6 protein-coding genes are annotated in these 4,368 nt (G+C 66.1%); 4 read left to right on the forward strand and 2 right to left on the reverse strand.

All coding sequences use genetic code 11. The annotated features are described in order from the left end of the window. Positions 1–27 precede the first annotated feature (27 nt). From NQ160_RS19350 to NQ160_RS19365, 4 genes are all read left to right on the forward strand, one after another. On the forward strand, positions 28–432 hold the full coding sequence (locus NQ160_RS19350) for a VOC family protein (protein WP_257516744.1): 405 nt from the start codon (positions 28–30) through the stop codon (positions 430–432). Beyond that, on the forward strand, positions 429–728 hold the full coding sequence (locus NQ160_RS19355) for a winged helix-turn-helix transcriptional regulator (RefSeq protein WP_257516745.1): 300 nt from the start codon (positions 429–431) through the stop codon (positions 726–728). Before NQ160_RS19350 ends, NQ160_RS19355 begins: the two co-directional genes overlap by 4 nt. Before the next feature lie 243 nt (positions 729–971). Continuing rightward, positions 972–1,352 (forward strand): hypothetical protein, encoded by a 381-nt coding sequence (locus NQ160_RS19360; RefSeq protein ID WP_257516746.1) that lies wholly within the window; start codon positions 972–974, stop codon positions 1,350–1,352. A 215-nt stretch (positions 1,353–1,567) separates the two neighbouring features. Further along, positions 1,568–1,885, forward strand: a complete 318-nt coding sequence (locus NQ160_RS19365) for a hypothetical protein (RefSeq protein ID WP_257516747.1) — start codon at positions 1,568–1,570, stop codon at positions 1,883–1,885. Positions 1,886–2,097: 212 nt separating this feature from the next. Here the strand turns inward: NQ160_RS19365 and NQ160_RS19370 are convergent, their stop codons facing one another. Continuing rightward, on the reverse strand, positions 2,098–2,751 hold the full coding sequence (locus NQ160_RS19370; RefSeq protein WP_257516748.1) for a response regulator: 654 nt from the start codon (positions 2,749–2,751) through the stop codon (positions 2,098–2,100). Then, positions 2,748–3,998 carry a sensor histidine kinase gene (locus tag NQ160_RS19375; protein ID WP_257516749.1) on the reverse strand — a complete coding sequence of 417 codons (1,251 nt, stop codon included), beginning with the start codon at positions 3,996–3,998 and terminating at the stop codon, positions 2,748–2,750. The genes NQ160_RS19370 and NQ160_RS19375 overlap by 4 nt, the downstream gene beginning before the upstream one ends. Positions 3,999–4,368 lie beyond the last annotated feature (370 nt).

Below are 4,368 nucleotides of genomic sequence, written 5' to 3' on the forward strand. Positions count from 1 at the left end.
CACTTCGATTTTGAAAGTGTCTGCCGCATGAGCCTCTTCATCACCTGCCCGGTCGAGAGCGTCCAGCGGTCGACCGACTTCTACACGGCACTCGGCTGGACGCTCAATGCGGACATGTCCGATCACAACGTGTCCTGCTTCGCCATCGCGCCCGAGCAGTACGTCATGCTCGGCAGCCGCGAGATGTACGCGAACGTCGGCGCAACCGAGGAACTGATCGGCGCTCCCGACACCCCCTCGAAGGTCACGGTCTCGTTCGACCTCGGCAGCAAGGAGGCGGTCGATGATCTGATCGAGCGCGCGGCCGCCGCCGGCGGGCGCGTCGGGGACACCGACGACTACCCCTTCATGTATCAGCGTCAGTTCGATGACCCCGACGGGTACCACTACTCGCCGTTCTGGATGAAGCCGGAAAACGATCAGACCGCGTGAGCGACCTCGCCGCGGCACTGGACATCGTCGGGGGGCGATGGGCCCTCCTCATCGTGGAACGGCTGCTCGACGGACCGCAGCGTTACGGCGATCTTCAGCGCGACCTGGGAGTGCCAGCGAGCGTGCTGGCGACACGGCTTCGCGAACTCGAAGCCGCCGGCGTGCTGTCGCGTCTGCCGCTCCGCCACAACACCCGCGCCTATGCCTTGACGGATCGCGGGCTCGCCTTGCGCGAGGCGATCACCGCCCTCGGACGGTGGGCGCAGAGCACGGGTCTGGATGCGAAGGGCCCCTAGCCCAGTCGGTAGAGCGTCGGACTTTTAGTCCGCGGGTCGTGGCTTCGAGCCCCACGGGGCTAAGGATGCCGTCAGGATGCTCGACATCGCAGGGGGTCCGCTCGTTGAGAATTCGTGCGGGCGGGTGTTCTGCAACGCGACTGCCGTGAGGGCCATAGTTGACGGCCGCCGACACGAACGCGCCCGATCGAGGACCGGCTCGCGGGCAGCGGCGAGTCCCGTCGCGGCCGCTACGCTCAAGCTGTGACCAAGGAACCCGGTGTCCTGACCGCACGCGTGGTCTCGTGGCCAGCAGTCGCGACCATCGGGCTCACCGCTCTTGCCTCCGCCGCGGTCATTTGGCTGACCGCTGTTCCGTTCGGCCCAGAAGTCTGCGCGCTCTCTCTACCGGGCCCGCGCAATTGCTTCCCGTCTCAGCGCATCCAGGCCGCCTCTCTTCCCACGCTCGCGATCATGGCGATCACAGTTCTTTCTATTGCGGTGACCCTCGTTCGGCCACGAATCTCTCGATTCGTCAGCTTCGTAGCGGTTCTTCTGCTGCTGGCGATGACAGCCATCGCGTACGTGCTGGTCGCGTGGAATCCAGCCCTTGCCTGGTCGGGGTTGTCAGGCGCGAACCCCTAACAGCTACGAGGCGTCCCCACTCCGCGGCTTGCATCGGCTCCGGTTACGCGACGGCACCTATCGCGCTCATGCACCCGCTATCACTCTGGTATCGGTAGATTCGCCGGATGGGAGCTTTGCGTGCCGCCGTGGTCGGGTTTACCGTCGTTGCGCTTTCGGCCACGTTGTCCGCATGCTCGATCGACTCGGTGATCTGGGGGCCAGACGGTGCCCGAGTGATTGAGACGACCGAAGAGCTCGTCGACGATATGTCCACGGACGAGGCGTCGGGCCTCATCTGCGACGATTCCGTCGCGGACCTCGGCGAGGCGGCGGATTGGGTCGGCCTGTCGGCTGGCGAGCCGGAACACTTCGTGGGCGACTATTGGGAGAAACAGGCGGTACTCGATCCCCAATGGAGCATCAATCTCGAGGGCCTTCCCGAGGGCTTGTCACCCGGGTCCACGTACCCGGGTGACGTCTTTTATCGCGAGACCGACGAGGGGCTGTGCGTGATCGACATCGCCTGGTCCACCCTCGTCGACGTCGGCTGACCGTTCCACGGCGATCCGCAGGACGCCCTTCCTTGAGTGCCCGCACGTGGACCGTTCGCGCACGGTTCTTGGTTCACGAAAGCAATCGCCAGGTGCTCGCTTAGCCGGTCGGTTCGTCGCGTGGGTCTGAGAGGTATGCGGTGATGTCGATGGGTTGGGTCGGTGGCAGGTGAATCGCCGAAGGAAGGATCGGTGTCGTCTTCATGTGCTTCTCATTTCACGAGGTGGTGGTTGAACGCGTGCGCCACGAGTTGAAGGCGGGAGGCGAGTTCGAGTTTGGAAAGGATGCTCGAGATGTGGGACTTGACGGTGGCTTCGCCGATGTACGAGGCTTCAGCGATCTCGGCGTTGGACAGGCCGCGGGCGGCCAGTAGGTAGACCTCTCGCTCACGGGCAGTCAGCGCGGCGATGGCTTGCTGGTCAGGCTGGTCTTCGGTGTGTGGCGTGAGGTCTCGGATCAGCGCGACCGTGGTCGGCGGTGCGAAGACCGAGCTCCCGTCGTGCACAGTGCGGATCGCGGCGAGCATTAGTTCGGGTCGGGCGTCCTTCATCAGAAACCCGTGTGCGCCGGCCGCGATCGCGTGTGCCACGGCGTCGGGCCTTTGGTGGGTCGTCAGCACGATGACGCGTGAGCTGGGTGACGCTGCCACGGCGTGGCGCGTTGCAGTGATGCCGTCGGCTTTCGGCATCCGGATGTCCATGAGGATGACGTCGGCCGCCTCCCTGCCCGCAAGGCTCACGATCGCTTCCCCGTCGTATGCGGCGCCCACGAACTCCAGATCCGGCTGAGAGCGGATGATCATTTCGATGCCGGCGCAGAACAGCACCTGGTCGTCAGCGATCGCGACCCGGATGCGGTCGCTCACGCGACAACCTCCGCAGAACGTGCCGCCTCGACGGGGACGAACGCGTTGACGATGAAGGCATCGCCGTCGATCCCGACGGTGAGCCAGCCGCCAGCAAGCCGCGCCCGATCCTGCATGCCGCGGATACCGCGACCAGGCTCGATCGCATCGGCGTCCGTCGCCGGGGTGGCGATCAGCACTGCCAAGCCCGGCCCTCGCCAATCCAGCGTCACTTTCGCGGAGCCTTCGGCACGGGAGTGTCGCACCGCGTTTGTCAACGACTCCTGCACGATCCGGTAGACGCTCGACTCCTGGATTGGCGTGAGCGGACCGGCGTCGCCGAGTTCGGCGTAGTCGACGGCGAGGCCGGCGCCGCGCACTCGCTCCAGCAGCGCGGGCAGACCGGCGAGTCCGGGGCGCTGCGTCAGCTCCAGGCTCGGATTCGCGTCAAGCAGTCGACGCAGTTCGACGAGCCCGTCTCGCGCCGTGTCGGCGATCGTGGTCAACGCCTGCTCGGAGTCCGGGGAGAGCTCTGAGTCCAGCATCCGGGTCCCGTCGGCCTGGGCCGCGATCACGGCCAGCGAATGCGCCATGACATCATGCACGTCTTGGGCGAGCCGCTCCCGCTCCGACAACACGACCAGTTCACTCTCCACGACGTCGAGGTCCTGCTGCAGAGCCTGAGCCTGCCGGCGGGCCGCAGCGACCTGGTTCGCTCTGCGCATCGCAAGACCCGCGCACCAGGCGCCAGCGGCGAGGCCGACCGCGACCGCGCACACCGCGGCGAACGTTCCGACAATGTCCAGCCCGCCGCCGCTTTGGAGCTGCCGGGCGGATTGGAGCGAGTACAGCACCGGCCACCCGTCATGACCGAATGTGCGCACCGTAAGCAGCGCGGCCACGACGGCCGCGTACACCGCGGAGACGGGAAGCGAGATCCAGTGGACCGCGCGTCGGCCGAACGCGCTGATGTTGAACACCGCATACAGCAGCGGGAGGTACGCCGGCCAGCTCGAGCTGATGAACCGCGCGCCCTCGATCAGCAGTTGCAGGCCGGTCGTCGCCCCCATGAGGACTAGGGCGACCGCAGGCCACTTCTTCGAGACCGCGATCACGATGCCGAACAGCAAGAACGGAAGCATCGCCACCACCGGGCCGTATGCGCCGTTCCCCAAACGACCGGCCTCACCGACCCACCACAGCAGGATGTACACGACTCCCACAGCGGGCGCCACGAGGTCCGCCGATCGCACTCGTATCTGATTCACATCGCGAATCTATGCCGAGCTGCACGAAGACAGCAGCAACCGGCCACCCATCTCCTCCCCAGGAGGGAGAAAGATCCACTCATCGGACGGGAAACCCCGACTCGACTCGCGACCTGCAATCACGACTGACTGTCTCGTCGCCAACGCGCACGCAGAGGGACCGGCAATCGGCCGCATAATTAGTTTCGAAGTCCCGCGCCCTCTATCTGGTTGCGCCGCTGTGGACTTTATGCGGCTTGCTCGGGGCTGGCGGGTTCCGCGCCGTCTGGCCAGGCTGCCAGGCACACCTTGTTTCCCGACCGGTCGGCGAGGATCCATCCGCTGGGCGCCTCGACGGATTCAACCACCCGGCCCCCCGCGGCCACTGCCG

The organism is Microbacterium sp. zg.Y909 (assembly GCF_024626565.1).

Coding starts and splice junctions, on each gene's coding strand:
- NQ160_RS19350 (WP_257516744.1), top strand. CDS start 28: ATGAGCCTCTTCATCACCTGCCCGGTCGAGAGCGTCCAGCGGTCGACC.